Below are 26,294 nucleotides of genomic sequence, written 5' to 3' on the forward strand. Positions count from 1 at the left end.
GATCTCGCGAGCCAGTCCGCCGACCGCCAGTACCGGCAGGACATCGTCGACGAGGTGACCACCGCGGCACTGCAGGTCATCCCCTACGAGACCGAGATCGCCTACTACGAAGAGCTCCTCGACGAGGTCCGTGCAATCCCCGCTGCTGGAGAAGCGGAGGAAATTGACGAAGAGTTCGCGAGGACGTACGAGGACGTTCAGACGGCCATCAGGCAGACGAGTGAGATCTATCACCTGATCTCGGACAACCTCAATACGAGTGCGAACCTCTATACGGTTCGCGGACCGGTGGACTTTCACGAATCTCGCGGGATCTCCGCACGGCGTCTCGCTTTGATTGGCCTTCTGCTCTGGATGATCGCGGTTGCCTCGATTCTGGTCTGGGCCTTCATCCGCTACCGGATCCAGGCCGAAGAGATCGAGGAGCGGTTGAAGAGTGAAGAGTGAAGAGTGAAGAGTGAAAGAAGAGTGAAGAGTGAAGAGTGAAGAGTGAAAGAAGAGTGAAGAGTGAAGAGTGAAGAGTGAAAAAAGAGGCGCCGCGAAGGTAACCTCTCTTCATGTTCTCACCCTTCACTCACGAGCCGCCGCCCAGATCCTTCGCCGTCCTTCGGCGGCTCAGGATGACGAGAGTTTTGGTTTGCGAGAGCAAAAATTCGTTCATGATCGTCGCTTCGCGAAACTCAGCACTCGTCATTCTGAGCCCGGCGGAGCGCGGGCGAAGAATCTGGGCGGGGGTAATGCGGAGGGTTCGGAGTCTGCCGTGACAATACGTGCTCGGTAGCGTTCGCGAAATCGAAAGGACAGAGAAAATTGAAAAGCGGGATGCCGAGGCGCGGTCCTTTCCCAATGGACGACTGAAGAATGAATAAGCGAATTCTGACGCACCTCGAGCAGGTCGAGGCGGAGAGCATCCACATCTTTCGCGAGGTTGCGGCGTTGTGCTCGAAGCCCGTTCTGATGTACTCGATCGGGAAGGATTCGGCGGTGTTGCTGCACCTGGCGAAGAAGGCGTTTGCGCCGGGACGGATTCCGTTTCCGGTCCTGCACATCGATACGACCTGGAAGTTCCGCGAGATGATCGAGCTCCGCGACCGGCTCGCCCGCGAGCTCGAGCTGGACCTTCTCGTCTGGACGAACCAGGAAGGCCTCGCGAAGAACATCAACCCGTTCGATCACGGCTCGCAGCGCTACACCCACATCATGAAAACGGAGGCGCTCAAACAGGCGCTCGGGCACTACGGGTTCGATGCGGCCTTCGGCGGCGCACGCCGCGACGAGGAAAAAAGCCGGGCGAAGGAACGCGTCTTCTCGTTCCGCGACCGGTTCCATCAGTGGGACCCGAAAAATCAGCGGCCGGAGCTGTGGAACCTCTACAACACCCGCGTCCGGAAAGGGGAATCGATGCGCGTCTTCCCCCTCTCGAACTGGACCGAGCTCGACGTCTGGCTCTACATCCTGAAAGAAGAGATCCCCGTCGTTCCCCTCTACTTCGCGAAGGAACGCCCGGTCGTCGACCGCGACGGGGCGCTGATCATGGTCGACGACGAGCGGCTCCCCCTCTCCGAGGGAGAAGAGCCGCGAATGGAAAAAGTCCGCTTCCGGACGCTCGGATGCTACCCGCTGACCGGCGCCATCCGCTCCGAGGCGGATTCGCTCGAGAAGGTGATCGAGGAGATGATCTCGTCGCGAGTCTCGGAACGCCAGGGACGCATCATCGACTACGACGAATCGGGGTCAATGGAGGAGAAGAAGCGGGAAGGGTATTTTTGATGAAGCAGGGATCAGGAGACAGGATTCAGGATTCAGGAAAAGAAGAGTGAAGAGTGAAAGGAGACAGGATTCAGGAGACAGGATTCAGGAGACAGGAGCCGGTTGCCGGTGGCCGGATGTCGGTTGCCGGAGTTGAAGAGTGAAGAGTGAAGGAAGACGATGAAATGCGGGGCGAGGGACGCGGGACGAGCTTGCGCGATGCAACATTTTCAGCGGGAGGGCGAGGCTCCTGCCGAGCCGCACCGTTGCGTTCCACCGAAATGTCACCTGAAGACCATTTGTCTCCTGCCCGCTCTCGGTTTTTGCACTGAGCTCACTTTCTGCCACCCCTCCCGGTCGTTGTGAAGGGACTTGGGTTTCAGGATTGATTTTGGGGCGCGTCGACGTAGCGCCGGTTTTCAACCGGCATGTCGGGATCCGGCCGGCCCTCGGTCGCGCAAGTTGTAACCGTGCGGCTCGGCAGGCGCCTCTTCCTTCCGCCTCGCAGGCTCAAACATCCCCCGACCGGTATCGCTCGATCAAAATCCTTCTCTCTGAGTTCCGGAATCTCGCTCATACTTCCCCTTTCGTGCAAAGGGCGAAGAGCTCAAGGTTAATTAAGAGTGTGAACTTTGAAGCTATTTCGCATCTCGTTCAGTTTTCGCGGTGCGTCTTCTCGAGCTCATCGAGACGGTTCTGAAGATGACTGATGCGGCCGCGAAGCTGTTCGATCTCGCGCTCGAACTCGGCTCGGGAGAGCGATCTGGTTTCCAGCCGAGCGACGGCAGCGGATAATGACTGGTACTCACTCTCCAGTCTGTCGAAGCGGGTGTAGATCTGGTCGAAGTGGGTGAACATCTCCCGCCGAAGCTCTCCGAGATCGTCCCGCATGCCTCGCAACTCTTCCCGTACCTTTCCCTCGGAGGAGTCGACGTGCGAAACGATGTCGTTCCTGAATCGCTCCAGCAGCTTCGCAATATCATCTGCCATGATCAGCATTGTACCTCGGGCCTTGCCGGTTGCCGGATGCCGGTTGCCAGTTGCCCGTTGCCAGTTGCCGGTTGACAGGACTCAGGATTCGGGATTCAGGAGCCAGGATTCAGGATGGAAGAGTGAAGAGTGAAGAGTGAAGAGTGAAAGAAGAGCGACGAGCGACGAGTGACGAGCGGCGAGATGAAATGCGGGGCGAGGGACGCGGGACGCGGGACGAGTTTGCGCGAACTGGCAACTGGCAACCGGCAACTGGCTCCTGAATCCTGGCTCCTGAATCCTGTTTCCTTCTGAATGGGCCGAAATGGAGGTCGTGTAGTACGATGTTGTAATACAGCGGAGGTGGCCGGAATGCCAGTGAGTGTACGGTTGGATGACGAGACGAAGAAGATGCTGGATCGGATTTCCCGACTCAAGCGGATTCCGCGCTCCGAAGTGATTCGGCGGGGGATCGGGCTGATGGCACGGGAGGAAGGGCTCGACCGCGATGGAGTGAATGTCGCGGAGCAGCTCGAGTCCGTCATCGGTTCCGTGACGGGAGGGCCTCCGGAGCTCTCCGAGAGGACCGGCGATCGGTTCCGTGAGCTCGTCTCCGGGCGAAGAAGAGGGTAGCGCATGATCCTGCTCGATGCGGGACCGATGATCGCGATCCTGCACCGCGACGACAGCCATCATGACGCCTGCGTAAAGGTTCTTCGCGGGCTCTCAGAGCCGATGCTCACCGTCTGGCCCGCCGTGACAGAAGCGATGTACCTCCTCGGGTTTTCGACCGATGCACAACAGAGGTTGTGGGAGTTTCTCGGGAGCGATGCTATTGCAATCGCCGAGCTCGACAAGGCCGACTTCCCGAGAATGCGGGAGCTCATGGACAAGTACAGCGATCTTCCGATGGATCTTGCCGATGCGGCCCTGGTACGCGTCGCAGAGCGGGAGAGGCTCGGGAAGATCTTCACGATCGATCGTCGCGATTTCGAGATCTATCGGCCTGCGGATATGCGGAGGTTTCGGATCCTGCCGTGATGATCAGGAGCCCGGAGCCAGGAGCCAGGAAAAAGAAGAGTGAAGAGTGAAAGAAGACGATGAAATACGGGACGCGGGACGCGGGAGGAAGCTTGCGCGATGCAACATTCCACCGGGAGGGCGAGGCGCCTGCCGAGCCGCACCCATTCGAAATGGCAGAAAGTTCGTTCAGTGCAAAGATCGAGAGGGGAGCCGAGACAAAATCGTTTTCAGGTGACATTTCGGTGGAACGCAACGGTGCGGCTCGGCCGGCGCCTCGCCCTCCCGGTGATCGTGAAAGATCACGCCAGATCGTGACGGTGCGGCTCGTCGGCGCGTTCCCCCGCCCGGATTCTTCGCCCGTGCTCCGCCGGGCTCCTAATGAAACGACCACGAAATTGTTGGACTTCGACCCTCCTGCAGCGCTTCGCTGAGCTGATGTCCCAACCTGCGGGGTCCTTCGCCTGCCCGCCCGACCGCCCGCTCAGGATGACGTTGGTTTGAGTACGCGAGTGCGGTTGTTTCTGCACTCACGGGTGTCATTTCCCATTCACCGTCGCAAGGCGCCGGTCAACTGCTCAGAATGACGAGTGCTTCGCTCCCGAATCCTGGCAACAACCGGCAACCGGCAACCGGCCCCCGGTAACCGGCCAGCGGTAACCGGCAACTGGCAACCGGCAACTGGCAACCGGCAACCGGCAACTGGCAACCGGCAACTGGCAACCGGTCCCTGGCTCCTGTCTCCTGAATCCTGTTTCCTAAATCCTGTCTCCTGAATTCTGTCTCCTGGCTCCTGTCTCCTGAATCCTGTCTCCTGAATCCTGTCTCCTGAATCCTGCCTCCTGACGGTAAACTCTCCGGCGATGAGCAGCGTTGCCAGGGCCGACGGCCGATCGATTCACGACCTCGTAGAGCGCTACGAGGAACGGGACCTTCTCCGCTTTCTCACCTGCGGCAGCGTCGACGACGGAAAGTCGACGCTGATCGGGCGCCTCCTCCACGACTCGAACCTCGTCTACGAGGACCAGCTCGCCGCGGCGAAACGCGCGACCAAACCGGGTGGCGAGGAGATCGATTACTCCCTACTGCTCGACGGTCTCGACGCCGAGCGCGAACAGGGGATCACGATCGACGTTGCCTACCGCTACTTCTCCACCGCAAAACGGAAGTTCATCATTGCCGACACGCCCGGGCACGAGCAGTACACCCGGAACATGGTGACCGGCGCCTCGAACTGCGATCTCGCCATCATCCTGATCGATGCGAGGAAGGGCGTGCTCCGCCAGACCCGGCGCCACATGTTCATCGCCTCGCTTCTCGGCATCCGGCATCTCGTCGTCGCCGTCAACAAGATGGACCTGGTGGGGTACGACGAGCAGACTTTCGAACGCATTCGCCACTCCGTGTCGGATTTTGCGGCGAAGCTCCAGATCAGCGACATGGAGTTCATTCCGCTCTCCGCGCTCAAGGGCGACAACGTGGTTCATCGCAGCGAGGCGATGCCCTGGTATCAGGGTCCCCCATTGCTGCCCTTTCTGGAGACCGTGCACATCGCGAGCGACCGGAACCTGATCGACATGAGATTTCCGGTCCAGTACGTCCTCCGGCCGAATGCCGATTTCCGGGGCTATTGCGGCTCGGTCGTTTCGGGGGTGGTCCGGAAAGGGCAGGACGTGGTCGTCCTCCCATCCGGACGGCGCGCCAAGATTCGCTCGGTGCTCTCGGATGACTCCGAGGTCGATGAGGCGCCTGCACCGATGTCGGTGACGATCACGCTCACCGAAGAGGTGGACGTCAGCCGCGGCGACATGATCGTCCCCGAGAACAACAACCCGCACCTGTCGCAACATCTGGAGGCGATGCTCGTCTGGATGACCGACGAGCCGCTGAAACCCGACAGCGCGTTCATCGTGAAGCACACGACGATGGAGTCGCCCGCGGTGGTGTCCGACATCCGGTACCGGATCAACGTGGATGACCTTCACCGGCAGGAGACCGGAAGCCTCGAGCTCAACGAGATCGGGCGGATCAGACTGGAAGTCCCCCGGCCGGTGGCTTACGACGCCTACGTGAGAAACCGCCAGACGGGGTCGTTCATCCTGATCGATCGCATCTCGAACGCGACGGTCGCCGCGGGGATGATCGTCGACAGGGAGTCGGTAGAGGATTCGCTCGAGCACCGGCGATCAGTCGATGCCGGCAGCAACCTGCGCGAGGAGGATCGATCGCTGATCCCGGAAGGTGCGAAGGCGCAGAGGCTGGCGCAGGAGCCGGTCGTCGTCTGGCTGACCGGACTGCCCCGCTCCGGAAAATCCTCGATCGCCTGGGCGCTGGAAGCCGAGCTGTTCGGTCTCGGGCGTCACGTCGCGGTCCTCGACGGCGAGCGGATCCGGCGGACGATCAGCGCAGATCTCGGATTCAGCCACGCCGACCGGATGGAGAACGTCCGGCGAACGGCCGAGCTCGCGAGGGAGCTGCTGAGACAGGGGATGCAGGTGATCGTCGCGCTCGTGTCGCAGTCGGAGGATCAGCGGGCGGTCGCGCGCGAGATCATCGGCGGGGACCGGCTGATCGAGGTCTTCTGCGACGCCCCGCTCGAGGTCTGTGAAGCGCGTGACACGGCGGGCCTCTACGCGCGTGCGCGGACCGGAGAGATCACCAACGTGACCGGTATCAACTTTCCCTACGAGGCTCCGGCTCGGGCGGATCTGACGCTGCCGACGGATCAATGGGACGTCGATCGAAGCGTCGAAGCCGTCGTCGAAGTGCTGCGAGAGCGAGGTTTTCTCGGTCGATGAGCTCCCCCGAATCGAAGAACATCCAGTGGCAGGACGGGGAAGTCGATCCGTCGGATCGCGAGCGACTCCTCGGGCAGCGGGGCTGCGTGTTCTGGCTGACGGGGCTCTCCGGGTCGGGAAAGTCGGCGATCGCCTACGAAGCCGAGAAACAGCTGATCAGCAGAGGTCATCTCTCCTTCGTTCTCGACGGAGACAACATCCGGCATGGCTTGAGCGGCGACCTCGGGTTCAGCCCGGAGGACCGGGCGGAGAACGCGAGACGGGTCGCCGAGGTGGGAAGACTGATCGCCGAGACGGGAACGATCGTGCTGATCGCGCTGATCTCACCGGAGCGGAAGGAGCGTGAGCGGGCGCGAACGATCATCGGCAGCCGGCGGTTCTTCGAGGTGTGGATCGCGACGCCTCTGGAAGTGTGCGAGAAGAGAGATCCGAAGGGACTCTACGCGAAGGCCCGGGCGGGGGAGATCGAGAACTTCACGGGGATCTCGGCGCCCTACGAGGAGCCAGAGTTTCCGGCGCTCGTTCTGGCCGAAGAGGGGGAGTCACTCGATGTCTCAGTGGAGAGGTTGCTCGGATTCATCGAGTCGAGCGGGATTCTGAAGAGCGACGAGCGGCGAGTGACGAGCGACGAGTGAAAGACGAGTGACGAGTGGAGAGTGAAAAGAAATGCGAGCGGGAACTGATTCACCGTTACCGTTCACTCGTCACTTTCTTTCACGAGCCCCCGTCCAGATCCTTCGCCGTCCTTCGGCGGCTCAGGATGACGAGGGAGTGGGTTTCGCGAGAGCAAACATTCGTCCACGATCGTCGCTTCACGCAAACACAAACATTCGTCATTCTGAGCCCGGCGGAGCGCGGACGAAGAATCTGGGCGGCGGAACCTACCGTTGATGCGGGACATCCCGCAAGCTCGTAACGGTGTGGCTTGGCTGGATGTTGCTTCACCCTCTTTTCACTCTTCACCCTTCACTCTTCACTCTTCACTCTTCACTCTTCCTAAAGCCAGATCCAGGCGATCATCGGGATCGCGACGGCGGCGACGATGAAGTTCAGAGGCAGGCCCGTCCGCGTGTAATCGGTGAACCGGTATCCGCCGGCGTTCATCACCATCAGGTGCGTCTGGTAGCCGATGGGGGTCGCGAACCCAGCCGAGGCGGCGATGGCAACGGCGATGGCGAAGGCGTGCGGGTTGGCGCCGATCTCGACCGCGGTCGCGATTGCGATCGGAAAGACGATGACCGCGCTCGCCTGATTGGTGAGAAGCTCAGTCAGCAGATTCGTCAGAATGTAGATCGCCGCGAGTACGCCGATCGCGCCGATCGGACGGGTGAGGTCGATGACCTGGTTCGCGACGAGATTGGCCAGCCCGGTCTTCGCGAAGGCCTGGCCGAGTCCGATCCCGGCGGCGACCATGATCACGACCGGAAGATTGACGTTTTTTCGGGCGTCGACGGGCGTGATCACCCGGAATCCGATGACGCCGAGCGCCGCCGCGAGCGACGCAGTCACCAGATCGACCCAGCCGAACGAGACCGCGGTAACCATCAGCGCGACGATCGCCAGAACCACGGGTGCTTTTTTCTTCTCGACCATCTCCTTCCTCCGAACGGGTGAGACGAGGTAGAAGTCGCCGCTGTTCGCCGTCGCGGTCTCGAAGGCGCCGTGACCCTCCACGAGAAGGAGATCTCCCGGCTCCAGGCGGGTCCGCCCGAGCGGTTTCGTCACCCGCTGGCCGCTCCGATGGATCCCGAGGACGACGGCCTCGTAGTTGTTGCGAAAGTCGACGTCGCGGAGAGTTCTGCCGACGAGCGTGGAGTGGGCGGCGACGACCGCGTGGAAGAGCGGGAGCTCCTCCGAGGGGGTGGTCGAGGGGGTTTCGATGGGGCGGACGAGGTCGCCCCGGCCGAGCAGATCGGCCATGATCGAGGGATCGCCGACGAACGCGACGCGATCTCCGGTCTGGAGACGCTGGTCCGGACGGACCGGACCGATCAGCTCGCCGTCCCGATAGATGTGGGCGACGAACGCCCCCTGTAGATTGCGAAGGGCGGCCTCCTCGATCGACCGTCCATCGAGCGGCGAGCCCTCCGGAATCGCGAGCTCGAACTGGAACGCGCGTGCGCTCCGGTCTTCGTCGGTCGCCACCTCGATCCGATCGGGCAGGATCCTCGGTGCGACGAAGATGAGATAGAGCACGCCGACGATCGCGATCGGGACGCCGACGGCGCTCATCTCCCACAACCCGAGCAGCCCGTGTCCGTCGGCGGCCAGCAGCGCCGACACCAGAAGGTTCGTCGAGGTCCCGATCAGGGTCATCGTTCCGCCGATCGTCGTGGCGAACGCCATCGGCATCAGGAGCCTCGACGGAGAAATACCGGCCTTCAGACCCCACTGCCTCACCAGCGGCGTGAGGATCGCCACGAGCGGGGTGTTGTTCGTGAACGCGGAGATCGCGGCGGCCGGAATGATCAGTCCCGCCACCGAACGTGCCGGAGTGGCATTCGGGCGGGGCGCCATCACCGGATAGAGAAACGAGAGCGCACCCGAGCGGATCACCGCCGCCGCCACCACGAACAGCGCCGCGATCGCGAGCACCGCCGGATTGGAGAATCCGACGAGAGCCTCGGAGGGTGTGAGCACGCCGGTGATCATCAGCAGAAGCAGCGCGGCCACGAATACCAGGTCGGGACTCGCGAGCTCCCGGATCAGCGCGATGAAGATGAGCGCGGTTGCCCCGAGCGTGATCCATGCGTCGGGACCGAGCGTCATGCGAGTGCCCTGTCGATCAGCAAACTGTTCGCCGACGCCACAAATCCGGGATTGAGAAACCCCGGCTTTCCATACGTGAGACCGGCCCCCTCGAGCGTTCGAATCGATCCTCCGGCTCCGACGAGAACCGCATGCGCGGCCGCGATGTCCCACTCCATGGTGTTTCCCGCGCGGATGTAGAGGTCCGCCGATCCCTCGGCGACGAGACAGAGCTTGAGCGCGCTTCCCGCAGGGATTCGCGTGCAATCGCCGAATTTCGCGATGATCTCCTCGTCCCTGTCGGTGACGTGATCACGGCTCACGCAGATTCGAACCGGCGAGAACGAGCCCTCCGTGACTCGAATCGTCGCCTCGCGGTCGCCACCGAAGAGGGATGCGCCATCATCGTCGCCGAGGTAGGTGACGTTCTTCGCCGGCAGATGGACGACTCCGAGGACCGGGGTGCCGGATCGGATCAGCGCGACGTTCACGGTGAACTCGCCCGAGTCCTTCAGCAGCTCCTTCGTTCCGTCGAGCGGGTCGACGAGCCAGAATTCATCGGGTATCTGCTCTGGAAGGGAGCTTCCCTCCTCGGAGATGATCGGGATCTCCGAGATCTGCGAGAGCTCGCGCATGATGACTTCGTGTGCGGCTCGATCCGCGGCGGTGACGGGAGATCCGTCGGCCTTGGCGTCGAAGTGAAGGGATTTCGCGGCCATGATCGCGTTTCCGGCCTCACGAACGATTCGGATGAGCTCGTCCTTCATGGTGCGGAAACGGATAGTACAGGAAGACGGGTTGCCGGTTGCCGGTAGCCGGTTGAAAGGCAGTGACCAGTGACCAGTGGCCAGTGTGAGAGACGGTTGCCAGTTGCCAGTTGAAAGGCAGTGGCCAGTGACCAGTGGCCAGTGGCCAGTGAGAGAAACGGTTGCCGGTTGCCGGTTGTGATACTCGTCATCCCGGAGTAATTGACCGGCGTGTTGCCCGGTGAAGCGGCAATGACACTCGTGAGTGCAGGAACAACCGCACTCGCGTACTCAAACCGACGTCATCCCGAGCGGGCGGTCGGGCGGGCAAGCGAGGGACCTTGCAGGGTGGGACATCAGATCAAGCGAAGCGCTGCGAAGTCCACGCAATTTCGTGGTCGTTTCATCAGGAGCCCGGCGGAGCGCGGGCGAAGAATCCGGGCGGGGAAAACCGCTTGAAGAAGACTGGTGTTTCGGGTCAGCCGGCGCCAGCGGGCGACAGCACGTGGCCTGGTGATCCTTGATGGCCCGATCGAATTCACGTAGCCGAGAAAGCCGCCGAAGGCGGCGATAGGTCTTAGCCCCCGGCTTCAGCCGGGGGACAGAAGCTTTCCCACATTTAGTGTCGAGCCCGCTTCAGCGGGCGACAGGTGCGATTGGCGATGTTACGGATACGGACTCGAGGATCCAGTTCGGAGTTTCAGCTGAGACTTCTTAGGGCGTGGCCCGTGCTTGAAATTCGCGATTCTGTCGCCCGCTGAAGCGGGCTTCACACTGTCTTTAAGCAGACGTCTGTCCCCCGGCTGAAGCCGGGGGCTAAGATCTGTCGCCCGCTGGCGCGGGCTGTTCGAAGATCGACGGCTCGCGAGTTCAAGGTTTGAATGGTTCGCAGAGCTCTGACGCCCGCGGCGCGGGCTGAACTTCAGGGGTGATACGGATCAACCGGCTACCGACCGGCCTCACACTGGCCACTGGCCACTGGTCACTGACAACTGGTCACGGGCCGCTGGCAACCGTCTCTCACGCCGGCAACCGGCAACTGGCCACTGGTCACCGGCCGCTGGCAACCGTCTCTCACGCCGGCAACCGGCAACTGGTCATTGGCCACTGGCAGGCCACTGGCAACCGACCTTCACACGTCGTAGTACTCGCGGTACCAGGAGACGAAGCGGCGGATGCCTTCGTCGATCGGAGTGGCCGGGGCGAAGCCGACGTCGCGGGCGAGGTTCTCGACATCGGCGAAGGTCGCCGGGACGTCGCCGGGCTGCATCGGCATCGGGTTGGTCTCGGCCTTTCTCCCGACGGCCTCCTCGATGTGACGGACGAAATCCATCAGCTCGACCGGCGTGTGGTTGCCGATGTTGTAGAGACGATACGGCGCGGAGCTCGTCGCCGGGTCGGGGTCGTCGCCGTCCCAGGAGGGATCGGGCTCCGGAATCCGGTCGGTGACCCGGATGACTCCTTCGACGATGTCGTCGATGTAGGTGAAGTCGCGCCGCATCTTCCCCTCGTTGAAGAGATTGATCGGCTCGCCCGAGAGGATCGCCTTCGTGAAGAGAAAGAGCGCCATGTCGGGGCGGCCCCAGGGACCGTAGACCGTGAAGAATCTCAGCCCGGTCGTCGGGAGGCGGTAGAGGTGGCTGTAGGTATGGGCCATCAGCTCGTTGGCCTTCTTGCTGGCGGCGTAGAGGCTCACCGGGTGGTCGACGACGTCGCTCGTCGAGAACGGCATCCGGGTGTTCGCGCCGTAGATCGAGCTCGAGGAGGCATAGACGAGATGCTCGACTCCGTTGTGCCGGCATCCTTCGAGGATGTTCATGAAACCGACGATGTTGCTGTCGATGTACGCGTGCGGATTCCGCAGCGAATAACGGACCCCGGCCTGAGCGGCGAGATGGATGACGCGCTCGGGCCGCTCGCGAGCGAAGAGATCGGGGATTCCGTCCCGATCCGCGACGTCGAGCTGGACGAACTCGAAGTTCTCGTGAGGCTCGAGCCGGGCGAGCCGGGCTTTCTTGAGCCGGACATCGTAGTAGTCGTTGAGATTGTCGAGGCCGATCACCTCATCCCCGCGGGTGATCAGACGCTCCGCGACGTACATTCCGATGAAACCTGCCGCCCCTGTGACCAGAAGTTTCAAAATTGATTACCCTCTCTATGAGTCCCTGCCGGCTCAGGGAGTTTTCCGCCGGCAGGGCAAGTCTAAAGGATGAAGAAATGAAAGTTCTCGTAACCGGGGGAGCCGGCTACATCGGGTCAGTCGTCGTCGAGAAGCTCGTCGACGGCGGTCACGATGTGGAAATTCTCGACAATCTCTCGACGGGGCATAGAGAAGCAGTGCCCGAAGGCGTTCCTCTCCATGTGATCGATCTCCTCGACCGGGATGCGATGATCACCAACGTGCGGGGAATCGCGCCGGACGCGGTCATGCATCTGGCCGCCGTGGCGGTCGTTCCGGAGTCGGTTGCCGATCCGGGGAAGTACTTCCGCCAGAACGTCACGGGGACGATCAACCTCCTCGATGCGATGGTCGAAGCGAAGGTGGGGAAGATCATCTTCTCATCGACCGCGGCCGTTTACGGCGAACCGGAAGAGTTGCCGATCACCGAAGAAGCGAAGGTCGATCCGACGAATCCCTACGGCGAATCGAAGCTGGCTGTCGAGCGGATGCTTCGCTGGTACGAGAACGCTCATGATCTGCGATATGGGGTTCTCCGGTACTTCAATGCCAGCGGCGCGACCGAGAGGAACGGCGAGCGAAGGGAAGAGGAAACGCATCTGATCCCGCTCGTTCTGGCTGCGGCGACGGGCTCGGGGGAGCCGCTGTCGATCTTCGGCACTGACTGGGATACGCGCGACGGTACCTGCATTCGCGATTACGTTCACGTCGAGGATCTCGCGACGGCGCATCTGAAACTGATCCCGCTGCTCGACCGGCGCAGCGCCACCTACAACCTCGGTTGCGGCGGCGAGGGCTACACGGTGCGCGAAGTCATCGCCGCGGCGGAAAAGGTCACCGGGATGACCGTCCCCTTCGTCGAGGCGCCCAGGAGACCGGGCGATCCCGCCGCGCTGGTAGCCAGCAGCGAAAAGATGAAGCGCGAGACCGGCTGGGAGCCGCAGCACGACGAGCTCGAGAAGATCGTGGCCTCGGCGTGGGAGTGGATGAAGAAGAGTGAAGAGTGAAGAGTGAAGAGTGAAGAGGCAGTTGCCGGTTGCCAGTTGCCGGTTGCCAGTTGCCGGTTGCCCAACTGCATGCACTTGCACCGTCGTTTCACGAGCCCCCGCCCAGATCCTTCGCCGTCCTTCGGCGGCTCAGGATGACGAGTGTTTGGGGGTTGGCGAGAGCAAACATTCGTCCATGATCGTCGCTTCGCGCATACAAGGCATTCGTCATTCTGAGCCCGGCGGAGCGCGGGCGAAGAATCTGGGTGGGGGCTCCTGCGGCTGAAGCCGTGACCTCGCACGATCAAACATCACCCCACCGGGAGGGCGAGGCTCCTGCCGAGCCGCACCGTAACGGAATGGCAGAAAGTTCGTTCAGTGGAAAGATCGAGAGCGAGCCGAGACAAAATGGTCTTCAGGTGACATTTCGGTGGAACGCGACGGAGCGGCTCAGCAGGAGCTTCGCCCTCCCGGTGATGCTCGACATCACGCAAGCTCGTGGCGGTGCGGCCTGCCCCGGCGGAACCAGGAACGAATCGAAACGTCGGATTGTTTGACGGCCTGTCCCGCTCAAATGCGAAAGGATTTCCTCTTGATGATTCGACGATCAGTTCTGACTCTTCTCCTTACGGCGATCCCCGCGACGGTGCTCGCCGGGCCGGCCGACAATCCCAAAGTCGAAAAGTGGATGCGGAGGGCGATGACGCAGTGTCCTTCACCCACCTGGGATTTTGCCTCGGTCGATCAGCCGCTGCCGCCCGGTCTCGAGGCCTACCGGCTTCGCCAGATCTCGGAGTCGGCGAACTGCCGGGAAACCATTTTTGCTCTCGTCACCGAGTCCGGACAGATTCTCGCCGGCCAGATCGTCCCGCTCAGCAGCGAGCCGGTCAGTCCCGCGGCGAAGATCGAAGCTCTCTTCACCGAGCGGATGAAAATGGACGTCGACGTCGAGGTGACCGCTGCGCCTCTGAAGGACGGCATCCGGGAAGTGATCATCCGGAAGAAGTCCCCGACCGGGGTGGTCCCGATCCGCGGCTGGCTCGACGCATCGCAGCGACTGTTCGTCCTCGGCCGGCGGGGCGACATCGACAGGGACGCGGGAATGACCCTGCTCGATGATCTCGAGGCCGGGCGAGGGGCCTCGAAAGGCCCGTCGAATGCTCAGATCCGCATCGTCGAGCTGTCCGACCTTCAATGCCCGTCGTGTCGGCGAGGACACGAGATCATGGCTCCCCTGCTCGAGAAGTACGGCGACAGAATCCACTACACACGGCTCGATCTTCCGATCAGCGATTCTCATGAGTGGACGATGAAGGCTTCGCAGGCAGCCGTCTCGATCCAGAAGCTGGCGCCCGAACACTACTGGGGGTTCGTCGATTTCATCTTCGCGAATCAGCCGACGATCACGGCTGCAACGATCGATGAGGTGATTCGCGATTATGTGACCGGTGTCGGGATCGACTGGACGAGATTCGAAAAGCAGTATGAATCGAAGGCTCTGAGAAGCGATCTGAATGACCAGGTGGGACGGGCGTTTTCGAACGGGATTTTTGCGACGCCGACGTTTCTCGTGAACGGCCGCTCGATCTTCTACGGTCCGGGCGGAGCGGAGCTCGAGGCGTACATGAAGACGCTCATGGGGGAGTGAGGGAGAAGAGTGAAGAGTGAAGAGTGAAGAGTGAAGAGTGAAGAGTGAAGAGTGAAGAGAGAAGAGAGAAGAGTGAAGAGTGAAGAGTGAAGAGTGAAGAGTGAAAGAAGACAAGCGACGAGCGGTGAGCGGCGAGTGAAGGAGTTAAAGAGCTCGTCATCCTGAGCCGCCGAAGGACGGCGAAGGATCTGGCGGCAGGCTCGTGAAGGAAGGGTGAGAGTATGTAGAGGTGACCTTCGCGGCTTCTCTTTTTTCACTCTTCACTCTTCACTCTTCACTCTTCCAATCCTAATCCCTAATCCCTAATCCCTGATCCCTATCACCCATCAATGCGACCTCACGGTCTTGTAGCTGAGGTCGAGCCATCGCCGGATCCCGCCGTTGATCACGACGATGTTGCGGAAACCGGCGGCGGTGAGAATTCGGGCTCCGCGGATGGCGTCCTCCGGGACATCGGAGTAGACGATGATCGTCTGGGAGCGATAGGGAATGATCTCCGGGAGCCGCTGATCGATCTCGGAGATCGGAACGGAGATGGCGCCGGCGATATGGCCCAGCTCCCCGTAAAAGTCCTCCACCGGCCTGAAATCGATGACGACGATCTCCTTGTGGTCCAGGATGATCTCGTTCGCGATTGTCGGTTCGACCTCCGCCCACGGCTGATCCTCGCGCGAGACCCCAACGGTCGTGCAGGCGAGAGCGCTGAGAACGACGATCGGCAGAAGCCGGGTCTGCATGGCGGACATGCTACAGGAAGGAAAGCTCGAATTCAGCTCTGGCTTCGCCCACCGGTTGGCCCGCGAGATTCCTCAGAATCGGATCAATATGGCGCTCGAGCTCGTCGTTGAAATCGATGGGAACACCGAGTAGCTGGAGCGTTCTGAGCACCACCGGATTACGCGAGCGCTCGCTCGAGCCGTCGGCGATCTTCAGAGCGATTCCGACCATTTCGTCGCCGTCGGATTCGCATGTCTCGTGGACCGCGCGGCTCGACGATGCGTCGAGCGCCATGGCGTAGAAGCCTTCGGCGCCTTCCTTGGCGAGAACGTGGCCGCCGAGCTGGCGCACCAGCGGTGTCGTCATGCTCCAGGCTCCGGCGACGTACTCCGGATATCCGGTCATCGCTTCAAAAATGGCCCGGCATTCCTCGTGTAGCCAGCCGTCGTCATCGTGCGATCTCTCGGCGAGCCGGGCGTACGCGAGGGCGGCACGGAAAAGTGACATCCGGAATGCCGGAACGCCGCAGCCATCGATTCCCCGATCGATCTCGGCGGGCTCGAGCCCGGCGAACTCGGCGAGATTCTCGAGCACGTCGAGCTGAATCGGCGAGGCCATCTCGTGGTAGACGCCACTCGGGTGATCGCGGATCTCACTTCCGAGAAGGAGTGCCGTGTGGTTGCCCGAGCAGTTGTTGTGAAGCGCCGTCGGCTGCTCACCGCTCAGCTCGAGCTCGATCCGGGCCTTCTCGTCATAGGGGGGATGCGCAGGGCAGACGAGATCGGATTCGTCCAGCTCGCGCCGGCGAAGAAGACCGCCGACTGCGGCGACGTGATGGGGTTCGCCGCCGTGCGAGGCGCACATGATGGCGATCTCCTGCGGCGTCAGATCGAACTGCCGGATGCCTCCCGCCCGGAGGAGCGGCAGGATCTGAAACGGTTTGGCCGCGGATCTGATGTAGGTGGAGAAGGCGGGGTCTCCGACCGAGCCCAGAAGGCGTCCGGCGGAGTCGACGATGGCGACGGAGCCGTAGTGGATCGACTCGACGACGCCGCCGCGGTAAACGTTGACGACGGGGATCACTGGCCTGGCGGCTCGACGCAGCCGTTATTCGACTGATTCGGCTTCCTTCTCTTCGGCTTTTCGGCCGGTCTTCTCTTCGGCTTTCCGTTCCGTTTCGGAGGCGATCGCTTCCTCCTCGTTGGTGTAGATGCGGAACACGCTGTCGAGTTTCGCGAGCTTGAGGAGTTTGAGCACCCTCTCCGAGGGGTTGATCAGGACCAGGCTTCTGTTCTGGGTGCCGAATTTGCCGAGGTATCCGACGAGCTCGCCGATACCGGTGGAGTCGATGTAGTCGATCTTGGTGAAATCCACCATGACGTTGCTGTCGTCGTCCTTGAGAACGCTTTCGAGCGCCGATGAGAAGAATTCTGCCGACTCTCCCAGCTTGATGAGTCCCTCAACGTAGAGAATCGTGAAGTCATCCCTATGTTTCTTTTCGACGATCAAAGGGTTCTCCTCCCTGCCTGACTGCGTGGTCATATCGTAGGGGCGTTTCGAGCAAAAGCCCTGCCATGGAGGGAAAGAAGAGTGAAGAGTGAAGAGGGAAGAGTGAAAAGAAGAGTGAAGAGTGAAGAGGGAAGAGTGAAAAGAAGAGTGAAGAGTGAAGGGTGAAGAGTGAAAGAAGAGACGCGGCGAAGGTAACTCTCAATAACCCCTCACTCTTCACGGCGTTCCCCCGGTAGTCCGATGTAAAGCAAGATCCATGATTTCGGCGATGGGACCGCCAGGCTCTGCCTGGTCGTTCGCGGCGCGCTCCGCACGCTGCGGGGAGGGTGGAATGAGACGCGCCGCGGGAGCGACGCGTCAACGGCCGCGTGGAACGCGGCGGTCCGTTCCAGGCGCTACCTTCGCGGCGTCTCTCTTTCACTCTTCGCTCTTCACTCTTCACTCTTCAGGACCAGCACGCCATTCATCCCGCCGAATCCGAATGAATTCGACATGAATGCGCGGGTCCGCGGTCCGACACCGGGTCGGGCGAAATTCAGCTCGCACTCCGGATCGGGGACGGTGAGGTGAACCGCCGCCGGGGCGTGGCCTTCCGAGACGAGGCGCAGCGACAGGACGAGCTCGATTGCGCCCGCCGCACCCATCGCATGGCCGTGGAGCGCCTTGGTCGAGCTGACCAGCGGCTGGTCGCGGGGAGCCCCGAACACCTCCGCGATGGCCGCCGCCTCGTTCGAGTCGTTCGCCCGTGTCGCCGTGCCGTGAGCGTTGATGTAACCGATCGCGTCCGGCTCGAGGCCGGCGTCGTCGAGGGCGATCCGCATCGCGCGAGTCGGCCCGGTGACCGTCGGATCGGTCAGGTGTCCGGCGTCGGAAGTCATGGCGACCCCGAGAATCTCCCCCATCGGCGTCGCGTCGCGCTCCCGAGCATGCTCCTCGCTTTCCAGGACGACGGTGGCGGCACCCTCGGCGAGGACGAGGCCCTCGCGATCCGCCGAGAACGGGCGGCACGCCCGGCTCGGATCGTCGCGCGGCGGCGCGAGCACCCGGAGCGCCTTCCAGGCGGTGATCACGGCCGGGAAGAGGGGAGCGTCGGAGCCGCCGCAGACCACGAGGTCGGCGAGCCCGCTCCGGATCCAGGAGGCGCCCTGAATGATCGCGTGGGACCCGGAGGTGCAGGCGGAGACGGTCGAGAACGAGGGGCCCGTCAGACCGAGCGCCGCGGAGACGGCGCTGGTCGCAGCGTTGTACATCGAGAGCGGAATCGAAAGGGGATGGATCCTGCTGCTTCGCTCGCCGTAGTACCTGGCGTAGGCCGCTTCGCTTGTCTCGACCCCACCGAGACCCGTCCCGATGATGCATCCGGCGCGAGGACGCGGCTCGCCGAGCGTGAGCCCCGCCTGTGCCGCCGCCTCGGAGGTGGCCGTTAGGGCGAGCCGGGTCGTCCGGTCGTGATTTCGCGGTTTGCCGGCCGTGATCCAGTCGTCGTCGACCGTTCCAGCCGGGATCGCCAGATCCTCCCGAGGAAAAAGACGGATCCCCGATCGACCCTCGCGGACCGCGAGGGCGGCCGATTCCGTGTCCGGGCCGAGCGCCGAGACGACTCCGACCCCCGTGACGAGGACTCGGGGTCTCTTCACCCGGCGCTGCCGCGGTTCAACCCGGCCTGCACGACATTGACGAGATCATCGAAGCTCTTGATGTCCTTCGAATCCTCGTCGCGGACGGTCATGCCGAAATCATCCTCGATTTCGTAGAGAATATTGATCGCGTCGAGTGAGTCGATCCCGACATCGGCCAGAGTATCCGCCTTGTCGAGGGCGTCGTCGTCGAGCGTTTTCTGCTCGTGGATGATTGCTCGCACACGAGCAGCGATCTCTTCGCGTTCCATGGAGAGATTATAGATCGATGAGATTGAGCGAAGGACGAAACTACTGGATGGTTTACGTCGGGTGGGCAATTATCTGTGCCGCTCTCGGTTGGGGCTTTCGCGAGGACGTCTACACCGTCGAGCGGCTGCGCCATCAGGAAGTCGAGCGGCTGGCGGAGGAGCTCGTCCGCCAGCGCGACCCGAATATGCGAGATCATGTCGTGATCAATTCCGCGTTCACCAAAACGAGATCCGGTGATGGTGAGTCGCGTTGGGTGATTCTGGTGAACCGGCCGGGCACGCACGATCTGGATGAGGCTCTGGTCCTCGAGATGTCTCTGGACGGCAGGGAAGTTCTGGGGACGAGACGGCCGTCCTTCCAGGGGAGGGCCCGATGAGCCGGCCGGCGAGGCTCACGCCGATGCTCGAGCAGTATTTCGATCTGAAGCGTCAGGCCGAGGATGCGATTCTCTTCTTCAGACTCGGTGACTTCTACGAGATGTTCTATGAGGACGCCGAGGTGGCGGCACCGGTTCTCGACCTGGTGCTGACGGCGCGAGGGAAGGGGACCGAAGCGGAGACCCCGATGTGTGGGGTTCCCTACCACGCCGCTCCGCAGTATGTCGCGAGGCTGATCCGGGCGGGGCACAAGGTAGCGATCTGCGATCAGGTCGACGACGGTGAATCGTCCAAAGGTCTGGCGAAGCGCGAGATTACGCGGATCGTCACACCCGGCACGGCGATCGACGGGATGATTCTCGACCGTGAGAGCTGCCTCCTCCTGAGCGTTCACGGGGAGAGTCATGCCACCGGTGCCGCCTGGCTCGACGTTTCGACCGGCGAGTTCTTCGTCACTCGATACGAGGGAGCCATACCGGAAGGCTTCGCGGACGACGTCGCGCGGTTTCTCCCACGGGAAGCCGTCCTTTCTGAGAGTATGAACGGCGAAGTCGTTCGGGTAATCGAGAAGCGCCGGATACCGATTTCGCGCATCGATCGGGACAATTTCGACTCGGTTCGGGCCCCGGAGCTTCTGGCGAAGCACTTCTCGACGCAGAGTCTCAAGGGATTCGGCCTCGAAGCAGGGGATCCGGCGGTCGTGGCCGCGGGCGTTGCCCTCGGTTACGCGCAATCGAGACACCGGAAAGATCTCGATCACGTCCGCCACCTCAGGCTCGAAACGCCCTGGAACGATATGCATCTGGACGCCTCGACGATCGCCAATCTCGAGATATTCGAATCGCAGGACGGCGGATTGGGCGGTGCGACGCTGTGGAAGGTCCTCAACGAAACGCGGACCGCTGCCGGGGGACGGCTGCTCCGGCGCTGGATCGTGAAGCCTCGGGCCGAGCACGATGCAATCTTCGAGCGCCACGATGCGGTCGACGAGCTCGTTCGGAACCAGTCGCTGCTCAACAGGATCAGCCGCATACTGGCGGGGATCGCGGATCTGGAACGATTGACCGCACGGATCACGATGAAGAGCGCGTCTCCGCGGGAATGTCTGACGCTTGCGGGTTCGCTCCGCACGATCGGGGAGCTTCGCGAAGAGACGGCGCGTCTCGAGGGACCGATGCTGCTGCGACTCCACCACGAGCTCGACGAGCTCGAGGAGGTGGCGACCAGGATCGAGAAAACGATCAGCGAGACCGCTCCCCAGAGCCTGAAGGAGGGAGGCGTGATCAGTGACGGAGTCGATCCGGAGCTCGATGAGCTTCACCGCCTCGCCCGGAGCTCGAAGACCGCACTGCTCGAGATCGAGAAGTCGGAGCGGGAATCGACCGGGATCAGCTCGCTGAAGGTGCGATTCAACAACGTATTCGGTTACTACATCGAGGTCTCGAAGGCCAATCTGCCGAAGGTTCCCGACTCGTACGTCCGCAAGCAGACGCTCGCCAACGCGGAGCGATACATCACCGCCGAGCTCAAGGATCTCGAGGAGAGGATCCTCGGAGCCGAGGAGAAGAGCGCGGTCATCGAGCAGAGGATCTACGATCATCTGCTGACGTGGATCTCGACGCGAGCCGGAGGAATCCTGGCGACCTCGGCGGTCGTCGCCGAGATCGATGCGATCGCGTCTCTCGCGATGGTCGCGATCGCGCGGAGGTGGGTCCGTCCGCAACTCTCCGAGGAGGTGGTGATCTCGATCAGCGAGGGCCGCCATCCCGTCGTGGAAGCGCTGACGTCGGAGCGTTTCATACCGAACGATACGAAAGCGCGTCTCGAGGACAACGGGATCCAGATCATCACCGGTCCGAACATGGGAGGGAAATCGACCTACCTGCGGCAGGTGGCATTGATCGTCCTGCTGAACCAGATCGGAAGTTTCGTTCCGGCTGCCGATGCGACGCTCGGGATCTTCGACCGGATCTTCACGCGAGTAGGAGCTTCGGACAACCTCTCGCGCGGGGAGTCGACCTTCATGGTCGAGATGCACGAGACGGCGAACATTCTGAACAATGCGACGAGCCGCTCGCTGATTGTTCTCGATGAGGTCGGGAGGGGGACGGCGACTTTCGACGGACTGTCGCTCGCCTGGGCGATCGTCGAGCACCTCCACGATACGGGGAAGGGAATCACGCTTTTCGCAACGCACTATCACGAGCTGACCGACCTCGAAGCGACCCGGGACCGGGTCGTCAACTTCAACGTCTCGGTCAGAGAGTGGAAGGAGCAGATCATCTTTCTGAGAAAGGTGATTCCGGGAGCTGCCGACAAGAGCTACGGCATCCAGGTGGCGAGTCTCGCCGGCGTGCCGGCCGGGGTGACGGGGAGGGCTCGCGAAATCCTCCACATGCTCGAAGATCGGGAGCGGGCGGTGGTCAGCGACGCGTCGGAAGGGAAGATTTTTTCTCCGGCGCGGCAGATGGAGCTCTTCCGCCGGGACGACTCACCTCTGTCGGAGCTTCGCGAGCTCGATCCGGACACTCTCAGCCCGATGGAGGCATTGAACCTGCTGCACGAGTGGAAGCGGCGGACCAAAAAAGTGAAGGACGGTAACGACTGACTTATGGCGGAACGGGTACTGGGAGTAGGCATCGCGGGCACTCAATTGACGGAGCTCGAGCGAAGACTCATGGAGGAGTGGACGCCATACGGGGTCGTTCTCTTTGCACGCAATGTCGGGACGGCGACCGAGCTGGAAGAGCTGTGCGGCGAGATCAAAAGGACCGGGGACCCTTCCCCGCTGATCTTCGTCGATCAGGAGGGCGGAAGAGTCGATCGGCTGCGCGACATCATCCCGGGCATTCCCGGAGCAGCGGCAGTGGCCGAGTCGGACGCTGCCGAGGAAGTGGTCGGCCGGATCGGCGAACTGATCGGCGACGAGCTCCGTCACTTCTCGATCGACGTGAATCTCGCGCCGGTGGTCGACGTCGAGCGCGACGAGCCGGTGCAGGGACTCGAGCGTCGAATCTACGGAAAGGACCCCGAGGTCGTCACGAACCTCGCGGCCCGCTTCCTTCGCGGTCTTCACTCGAAAGGAGTAGCCGCGTGCCTGAAGCATTTTCCGGGGATGGGGGCGGGGGTCGGCGATCCCCACTACGGAGCATCCGTGATGGACGTCTCCGGGGAGGAGTTGCGTAAGATCGATCTCGCCCCGTATCGCGCCCTCGCCAACGAGGCCAGGGCGGTCATGATCGGCCACGGCATCTACCCGCAGATCGATCCCGGAGTTCCCGCAACACTGAGCCGCAAATTCTCGAACGACATACTCCGAGACGAGCTCGGATTCGACGGGGTCGCCATTTCGGACGACATGGAGATGCATGCGGTGTCGGATCTGGGGCGCTTCGAAGCGATCAAAGAGCGCGCACTGCTCGCCGGAAACGACGTGGTCTTCTTCTGCAGCCAGGTGGAACGGATGCCCGATCTGATCCGGGACATCAGGTCGCGCCTGGACAATGACCAGGGATTCGAGGCGCGTTTCCACGAGGCGGCTGCCCGTGCGGACGCCTACCGCGACCACGTGCTCGAGCTGCAGCGTAAGAACCAGCCCGCACCGGGGATGAGCTTCGAGCGGATCAGGGCAGCAGTCGAGGAGTTCTGTAATGAATTCGAGGAAACCTGCGGTCGCAGTCGAACCGGTGAGCGGCGTGCGAATCCGCGTACTCCCGGCACAGGCAAGACCGGACGCGAGGAGTGGACCTGAGACGGTCATGATCGAGATCGACTACGACAATCTCGAGCGGGACCTCGACGCCGGGACCTTCCGGATCGAGCTCGAAGAAGCGCTGAAGGAGGGCTTTAGGGAGATTCATGCCCGGGGCGACCGCCTGCCGCCTCCCTCGTACTACGCGTCGAAAATCTCGGAGATCATCCATCAGGGTGGCCCCGTGCCGGACCATATGTCGCTGCCGATCTGGGATCAGGTGCTGGCCGCGTGCGAGAACGCGCGTGAGGACGTCACCGGAGAGTCCTCGCATGAGGGCACCGTTTGATCGGCTCCCGGACGATCTGGTTATGGCGCGCCATTGCCGTCGTGATTCTTCTGATCTTCGCGATCCTCATGTGGAACCTCTACGCAAGACTGACGCGGATGAGGCCGGAGGTGTCGACCCCGACGGCGGTGGAGGAGCCTGCGCCGCCGTCTTCCGACCAGACCGGCCGCTGAGAGGCGCTTAGAAGCAGGGATCAGGGATCAGGATTCAGGATTCAGGAGTCAGGGAGACGAGAGCCGTGAGTCCTGGGAAATCTACCGTGACACCGGCTTTCAGATCGCTTCGCGCGATCACTCGGGATCGGGCTTCGACCCTGGAGCTCAATTAACGCTTACATGGTTCGCCCTGGCGCTTAGATCACCCGGATTCTCGTGCTACCGTTGGCGGCGGCGAGCATGGCGATCAAGAGAATCATTCCGATATCGTCGGGCAAGGGCGGCGTCGGCAAGACGACGTTCGCCGTGAATTTCGCGCTTGCTCTCGCGAAACGTGGCGAGCGAACCGTCCTCGTCGACCTCGATACCGGCACGTCCTCGGTGCGGAGCGCGATCGACGCCGAAGTCCCTCGCGATCTCTATCACTTTTTCAAGAAAGGGGAACCGCTCGAGCGCTGCATCACGCCTCTCGGCTCGAAGCTCGATCCGACGGGAGAGTTCGACAAGTTCGGGTTCGTCGCCGCTCCGAAACACATGATCGAAGAGATCACGAACTTCGGACCGGAAAAGAAGAACGAGATCATCGAGGCGATCAACGGGCTCGATGCCGACTACGTCATTCTCGATCTCAAGGCAGGACTCGACTCGAACGTCATCGATTTTCTCCCCTACTCGAACTCCGGCATTCTGATCTTCACCCCGCACATGCAGGCGGCGACGCTTGCGGCATCGGACATCGTGAAAGCGATCATCTTTCGAAAATTGCGGCTCATCTTTTCGCGCGAGTCGCCCTTTTACGAATCAGTGGATCAGGATGCAGCCGGTTTCCAGAGGCTGATGAACGAGCTGATCGATCATGCCGAGGACGTTTACGATGACTCTCTCGGAAATCTCGACGCGTTCATCCACGACCTCGAGACCTCTCTCGGAGATCACCCGGTGACGAGGACGGTGGTCAATGCCGTTCACTTTTTCAAGGTCCACTACGTGCTGAACCTTTTCAACGGGGTGGAGGAGTCGTTCGAGACCGCGGTGAAACCGTTCATCGAGAATCTGACCGAGAACGTGACTTCACGCTGCGCGATCACGAATCTCGGATGGATCACTCGAAGCAATACGATTCAGGAGTCGTATCGATCGAGCAGGAGCTCGAGGATCTGCGGGTGACCGCGATCGGACTGGAACCGCGCCGCGCTCCGGCAGCGCGGCCGCAGCTGAGCCCGCCTACAGCCGATCCGACCGACCATCTGTCCCGGCAACTCGATACGCTGAAGATGATGTTCACTCACCGTCGCGACGATGATTATCGAGCCAACTTCGACTACATCGTGCAGCGGGCCCTCTTCACGATGGCGAACCGGCCGGTGAGCGAGTTCGGCGACGCGCGCCTTTACAGAGGATCGGAGATGCTCGATCTCATTTACCGCAGGTCGCACCGAAGAGTCTGACTCGAGGGGCCGTACGATGCCCGGACGGCACCGGTTCAGCCCGGTCGGCTGCGCCGGGAGGGTCGACCGGAAGAGCGCCGAAGCCCAAAAAGGCCCCACTTCCGATCAAACAGGGGCTCCTCTCAATGGTTTCAACATTGCAAATAGAGTGGATTCGTGAGCGACCGCGATCGATTGATCCAGGGGATGACCGGGGTCGGAGACTTTCGAGTGGTGGCGATCCGAACCACCGATGCGGTCGAGGCGATGCGGCTGCGAGCGGACCTCTCGCCTGTGGCGGCGGTGGCACTCGGGAGATTGATCTCGGGCGCCGCTCTGCTCGCTCGTCTTCTCGACAAGGGGAGCGAAGGGGGCCAGCAGATCACGCTCCGCGTCGATGGCGGCGGGCCGCTCGGCCTCATCATTGCCGAGGCGAACACGGCCGGCTACGTCCGCGGATTCGTTCAGAATCCACGAGTGGACGATCCCGATGTCGACGTCGGACGCTCCATCGGCACCGACGGGTTCCTCACGGTCATCCGCACCGCTGTTCCGACCGGCAAACCCTACACGAGCCAGGTGAGACTGGTGAGCGGCGAGATTGCACGCGATCTCGCGCACTTTCTCGAGACATCGGAACAGATCGCGTCCGGAGTGATGCTCGGCGTTCACGTGTCATCCGGCGGCATCGATGCCGCTGGGGGGATGATCGTTCAGCGCTTCCCGTACGTGGACGAAGTCGACGTCGAAGTGATGGAGACGCTTCTGAGCGATGCTCCGAATTTCAGCGCGCTTCTGGCCAGGATGCCCCTCGACGACGTGGTGAGGGAAGTCCTGCGGGGCTCCGGCTACAAACCGCTCGGGTCGCAGTTCGATGTCCCGATCGAATTTCGCTGCGGCTGCACCCGCGAGCGAGCGCTCGCTCCCTACCGTCTTCTCGAGAACGAAGAGATCAGGGAGATGATCGAGGAGGAAGGGGGCTCGGTCGCAACCTGCCAGTTCTGTGGCGAACGCTACCAGTTCAGTCCGGAGGATCTGCGGGAGATTCACGTCAGTGAAGAGTGAAGAGTGAAGAGTGAAGAGTGAAGAGTGAAGAGTGAAGAGTGAAGAGTGAAGAGTGAAGAGTGAAGAGTGAAGAGTGAAGAGTGAAGAGTGAAAAAAGCCGGTGGCCGGTTGCCAGTTGCCCAACTGCATGCACTTGCATCGTCATTTCACGAGCCCACGACCAGATTCTTCGCCCGTGCTCCGCCGGGCTCAGAATGACGAGTGTTGTGTTTGCGCGAAGCGACGATCATGAACGAATGTTTGCTCTCGCGAAAGTCACCTCCTCGTCATCC

General features: G+C 61.9%; 30 protein-coding genes. 16 read left to right on the plus strand and 14 right to left on the minus strand.

Features of this window, described 5'->3' with window-relative positions; all coding sequences use genetic code 11:
• On the plus strand, positions 1–447 hold a 447-nt coding region (locus KY459_15615; GenBank protein ID MBW3566136.1), incomplete at its 5' end, for a hypothetical protein.
• Here KY459_15615 and KY459_15620 read toward each other — a convergent pair.
• A complete protein-coding gene (locus tag KY459_15620) occupies positions 389–559 on the minus strand; it encodes a hypothetical protein (protein MBW3566137.1) in 171 nt (56 codons plus the stop codon). The genes KY459_15615 and KY459_15620 overlap by 59 nt on opposite strands.
• Before the next feature lie 302 nt (positions 560–861).
• Here KY459_15620 and cysD point away from each other — a divergent pair, with 302 nt between their 5' ends.
• Entirely contained in the window at positions 862–1,770 is a 909-nt protein-coding gene (gene cysD / locus KY459_15625) for a sulfate adenylyltransferase subunit CysD (protein ID MBW3566138.1), read from the plus strand.
• A gap of 633 nt (positions 1,771–2,403) precedes the next feature.
• On the opposite strand, the gene KY459_15630 is transcribed toward cysD, so the two are convergent.
• Positions 2,404–2,739: a hypothetical protein gene (locus KY459_15630; GenBank protein ID MBW3566139.1), complete on the minus strand. Its 336-nt coding sequence runs from the start codon at positions 2,737–2,739 to the stop codon at positions 2,404–2,406.
• Positions 2,740–2,834: 95 nt separating this feature from the next.
• Positions 2,835–2,984, minus strand: coding sequence for a hypothetical protein (locus tag KY459_15635; protein MBW3566140.1), 150 nt, complete (start codon positions 2,982–2,984; stop codon positions 2,835–2,837).
• Positions 2,985–3,090: 106 nt separating this feature from the next.
• On the opposite strand from KY459_15635, the gene KY459_15640 reads away from it, so the two are divergent.
• The 4 genes from KY459_15640 (at position 3,091) to cysC (ending at position 7,171) form a co-directional block, all read left to right on the plus strand.
• The gene (locus KY459_15640; GenBank protein MBW3566141.1) at positions 3,091–3,351 is read left to right on the plus strand and encodes a ribbon-helix-helix protein, CopG family; all 261 of its coding nucleotides are present in this window, start codon (positions 3,091–3,093) and stop codon (positions 3,349–3,351) included.
• Between the two features lie 3 nt (positions 3,352–3,354).
• A complete protein-coding gene (locus KY459_15645) occupies positions 3,355–3,759 on the plus strand; it encodes a PIN domain-containing protein (GenBank protein MBW3566142.1) in 405 nt (134 codons plus the stop codon).
• A gap of 842 nt (positions 3,760–4,601) precedes the next feature.
• Positions 4,602–6,536, plus strand: a complete 1,935-nt coding sequence (gene cysN, locus KY459_15650) for a sulfate adenylyltransferase subunit CysN (GenBank protein ID MBW3566143.1) — start codon at positions 4,602–4,604, stop codon at positions 6,534–6,536.
• The gene (gene cysC, locus KY459_15655; protein MBW3566144.1) at positions 6,533–7,171 is read left to right on the plus strand and encodes an adenylyl-sulfate kinase; all 639 of its coding nucleotides are present in this window, start codon (positions 6,533–6,535) and stop codon (positions 7,169–7,171) included. The genes cysN and cysC overlap by 4 nt, the downstream gene beginning before the upstream one ends.
• Before the next feature lie 361 nt (positions 7,172–7,532).
• On the opposite strand, the gene KY459_15660 is transcribed toward cysC, so the two are convergent.
• The 3 genes from KY459_15660 to KY459_15670 all read right to left on the minus strand — a co-directional run bounded on the left by KY459_15660 (position 7,533) and on the right by KY459_15670 (position 12,170).
• Positions 7,533–9,305: an SLC13 family permease gene (locus KY459_15660; protein ID MBW3566145.1), complete on the minus strand. Its 1,773-nt coding sequence runs from the start codon at positions 9,303–9,305 to the stop codon at positions 7,533–7,535.
• Positions 9,302–10,051 (minus strand): 3'(2'),5'-bisphosphate nucleotidase CysQ, encoded by a 750-nt coding sequence (gene cysQ / locus KY459_15665; protein ID MBW3566146.1) that lies wholly within the window; start codon positions 10,049–10,051, stop codon positions 9,302–9,304. The genes KY459_15660 and cysQ overlap by 4 nt, the downstream gene beginning before the upstream one ends.
• A 1,111-nt stretch (positions 10,052–11,162) precedes the next feature.
• On the minus strand, positions 11,163–12,170 hold the full coding sequence (locus KY459_15670) for an NAD-dependent epimerase (protein MBW3566147.1): 1,008 nt from the start codon (positions 12,168–12,170) through the stop codon (positions 11,163–11,165).
• A 77-nt stretch (positions 12,171–12,247) separates the two neighbouring features.
• On the opposite strand from KY459_15670, the gene galE reads away from it, so the two are divergent.
• Positions 12,248–13,216 (plus strand): UDP-glucose 4-epimerase GalE, encoded by a 969-nt coding sequence (gene galE / locus KY459_15675; GenBank protein ID MBW3566148.1) that lies wholly within the window; start codon positions 12,248–12,250, stop codon positions 13,214–13,216.
• A gap of 574 nt (positions 13,217–13,790) precedes the next feature.
• Positions 13,791–14,843, plus strand: a complete 1,053-nt coding sequence (locus KY459_15680; GenBank protein MBW3566149.1) for a DsbA family protein — start codon at positions 13,791–13,793, stop codon at positions 14,841–14,843.
• Here the strand turns inward: KY459_15680 and KY459_15685 are convergent.
• The 7 genes from KY459_15685 to KY459_15715 form a co-directional block, all read right to left on the minus strand.
• Entirely contained in the window at positions 14,830–15,003 is a 174-nt protein-coding gene (locus KY459_15685; GenBank protein ID MBW3566150.1) for a hypothetical protein, read from the minus strand. The two genes, KY459_15680 and KY459_15685, sit on opposite strands and share 14 nt — an antisense overlap.
• Before the next feature lie 166 nt (positions 15,004–15,169).
• On the minus strand, positions 15,170–15,580 hold the full coding sequence (locus tag KY459_15690; protein MBW3566151.1) for a rhodanese-like domain-containing protein: 411 nt from the start codon (positions 15,578–15,580) through the stop codon (positions 15,170–15,172).
• Between the two features lie 10 nt (positions 15,581–15,590).
• A complete protein-coding gene (locus tag KY459_15695; GenBank protein ID MBW3566152.1) occupies positions 15,591–16,643 on the minus strand; it encodes an asparaginase in 1,053 nt (350 codons plus the stop codon).
• A 24-nt stretch (positions 16,644–16,667) separates the two neighbouring features.
• Positions 16,668–17,069 carry an STAS domain-containing protein gene (locus tag KY459_15700; protein ID MBW3566153.1) on the minus strand — a complete coding sequence of 134 codons (402 nt, stop codon included), beginning with the start codon at positions 17,067–17,069 and terminating at the stop codon, positions 16,668–16,670.
• Entirely contained in the window at positions 17,047–17,271 is a 225-nt protein-coding gene (locus KY459_15705; GenBank protein MBW3566154.1) for a hypothetical protein, read from the minus strand. Before KY459_15705 ends, KY459_15700 begins: the two co-directional genes overlap by 23 nt.
• 229 nt (positions 17,272–17,500) lie before the next feature.
• Positions 17,501–18,706, minus strand: a complete 1,206-nt coding sequence (locus tag KY459_15710; protein ID MBW3566155.1) for a beta-ketoacyl-[acyl-carrier-protein] synthase family protein — start codon at positions 18,704–18,706, stop codon at positions 17,501–17,503.
• The gene (locus KY459_15715) at positions 18,703–18,957 is read right to left on the minus strand and encodes an acyl carrier protein (protein MBW3566156.1); all 255 of its coding nucleotides are present in this window, start codon (positions 18,955–18,957) and stop codon (positions 18,703–18,705) included. Before KY459_15715 ends, KY459_15710 begins: the two co-directional genes overlap by 4 nt.
• Before the next feature lie 17 nt (positions 18,958–18,974).
• On the opposite strand from KY459_15715, the gene KY459_15720 reads away from it, so the two are divergent.
• The 8 genes from KY459_15720 to KY459_15755 all read left to right on the plus strand — a co-directional run bounded on the left by KY459_15720 (position 18,975) and on the right by KY459_15755 (position 26,022).
• Positions 18,975–19,334, plus strand: coding sequence for a hypothetical protein (locus tag KY459_15720; protein ID MBW3566157.1), 360 nt, complete (start codon positions 18,975–18,977; stop codon positions 19,332–19,334).
• Complete coding sequence (gene mutS, locus KY459_15725; GenBank protein ID MBW3566158.1) at positions 19,331–21,943, plus strand: DNA mismatch repair protein MutS; 2,613 nt, start codon at positions 19,331–19,333, stop codon at positions 21,941–21,943. The genes KY459_15720 and mutS overlap by 4 nt, the downstream gene beginning before the upstream one ends.
• Positions 21,944–21,946: 3 nt before the next feature.
• Positions 21,947–23,086: a beta-N-acetylhexosaminidase gene (gene nagZ, locus KY459_15730; protein MBW3566159.1), complete on the plus strand. Its 1,140-nt coding sequence runs from the start codon at positions 21,947–21,949 to the stop codon at positions 23,084–23,086.
• 7 nt (positions 23,087–23,093) lie between these two features.
• Entirely contained in the window at positions 23,094–23,375 is a 282-nt protein-coding gene (locus tag KY459_15735) for a hypothetical protein (GenBank protein MBW3566160.1), read from the plus strand.
• Positions 23,372–23,548: a hypothetical protein gene (locus KY459_15740; protein ID MBW3566161.1), complete on the plus strand. Its 177-nt coding sequence runs from the start codon at positions 23,372–23,374 to the stop codon at positions 23,546–23,548. Before KY459_15735 ends, KY459_15740 begins: the two co-directional genes overlap by 4 nt.
• A 222-nt stretch (positions 23,549–23,770) precedes the next feature.
• The gene (locus KY459_15745) at positions 23,771–24,697 is read left to right on the plus strand and encodes an AAA family ATPase (GenBank protein ID MBW3566162.1); all 927 of its coding nucleotides are present in this window, start codon (positions 23,771–23,773) and stop codon (positions 24,695–24,697) included.
• Positions 24,694–24,978 carry a hypothetical protein gene (locus tag KY459_15750; GenBank protein ID MBW3566163.1) on the plus strand — a complete coding sequence of 95 codons (285 nt, stop codon included), beginning with the start codon at positions 24,694–24,696 and terminating at the stop codon, positions 24,976–24,978. Before KY459_15745 ends, KY459_15750 begins: the two co-directional genes overlap by 4 nt.
• A 156-nt stretch (positions 24,979–25,134) precedes the next feature.
• Entirely contained in the window at positions 25,135–26,022 is an 888-nt protein-coding gene (locus KY459_15755; GenBank protein MBW3566164.1) for an Hsp33 family molecular chaperone HslO, read from the plus strand.
• Here the strand turns inward: KY459_15755 and KY459_15760 are convergent.
• On the minus strand, positions 26,009–26,161 hold the full coding sequence (locus KY459_15760) for a hypothetical protein (protein MBW3566165.1): 153 nt from the start codon (positions 26,159–26,161) through the stop codon (positions 26,009–26,011). The two genes, KY459_15755 and KY459_15760, sit on opposite strands and share 14 nt — an antisense overlap.
• Positions 26,162–26,294 lie beyond the last annotated feature (133 nt).

Source organism: Acidobacteriota bacterium (assembly GCA_019347945.1).
Lineage (GTDB): Bacteria > Acidobacteriota > Thermoanaerobaculia > Gp7-AA8 > JAHWKK01 > JAHWKK01.